We start from the raw sequence: 1,226 nt of genomic DNA, 5'->3' as shown, positions 1-1,226 counted from the left end.
CTTCAAAGCCAATATAAAGACACCTGAGTGACTTCCAGAATTGGGATCAGAGAGCACATGCCCAAGAGTATATCCTTTATCCAAAGAATATGGGTTATCGCCTATGTATTGACGAAACGGCTTTGAGCAAGGGAGATCTTTATACCATCTTAATAAATAGAGATAAGCGAGGTAGGAAAGGTTCTATTATAGCTGTAATTCAGGGCACTAAAAGCCGATGATATCATTGCGGTACTTACAAAGATGCCACAGGAGCTGCGTAATCAGGTCAAAGAAATTACACTGGATATGGCAGGGAGCATGCAAAAGATTGCGAAAACGTGCTTTCCACGTGCCATGCAGGTGATTGATAGGTTTCATGTACAAAAACTTGTATACGAAGCTGTACAAGAGTTGCGTATTACATATAGATGGCAAGTGATAAAAGAGGAGAATAAAGCCATGAAAGCGGCAAAAGAGAAGGGGGAAGTACATAAAGCAGAAGAACTCGAAAACGGAGATACACTCAGGCAATTATTAGCCAGAAGCAGATATTTATTATTTAAATCACCTGATAAATGGACCAAGAGCCAGAAAATCAGGGCAGAATTACTTTTCAAGCAGTTTGAAGATATTAAGCACGTATATTACTACTCATTGGAGTTGGGAAAGATCTTTTCCACAAACTATGACAAGGATGTAGCAAGAGCAAAGCTGGCACTATGGTATAATAAGATTGAAGAATATGGATACGATACATTCACAACAGTAGCAAACTCTATTGAGAACCATTATGAAAGGATTTTGAACTTCTTTGTGAACAGGAGTACAAATGCAGCAGCGGAAGCATTTAATGCTAAAATCAAAGCATTTAGGGCATCATTTAGAGGAGTAGTGGATATGAGCTTCTTCCTTTTTAGGCTAGCAAAGGTATATGCATGAAGGGAATTGACTAAACTTAATCCCCCAAGAATTACAACTGAGCCCTGAAAACTTGGGGGATTGCGTTAAAATTCTTATTTTTGCATCATGAAAACATCCTCTTCCCAAACGATTGATCCTGTTGCTTCTTTAAGCTTGTTCTTGCCTTCAGGAATCCTTGATTACTTTACCCTAGTCAATCATGTTTCTCAGGATACTTGCTTTATTCTTTATTTAGAGGAGAAAGCCACTATTCCTGCTGAGTACTCTGATCTACATCTTCACTCAAAAGGTTTCCTCCCTGAGATTGAAGTTCAGGACTTCCC

Annotated in this window: 2 pseudogenes; both read left to right on the top strand. The window is 38.9% G+C overall.

Going from position 1 to position 1,226, the window contains the following annotated elements:
- A pseudogene (locus HMPREF0106_RS00110) lies at positions 1-921 on the top strand (ISL3 family transposase); the annotation flags it as partial.
- An 87-nt stretch (positions 922-1,008) separates the two neighbouring features.
- Positions 1,009-1,226 (top strand): annotated as a pseudogene (locus HMPREF0106_RS28060) (transposase); the annotation flags it as partial.

Source organism: Bacteroides sp. D22, assembly GCF_000163675.1.
Taxonomy (GTDB): domain Bacteria; phylum Bacteroidota; class Bacteroidia; order Bacteroidales; family Bacteroidaceae; genus Bacteroides; species Bacteroides xylanisolvens.
The sequence above is the reverse complement of the archived record's forward strand: the minus strand, read 5'-3'. Positions and strand labels throughout refer to the sequence as shown.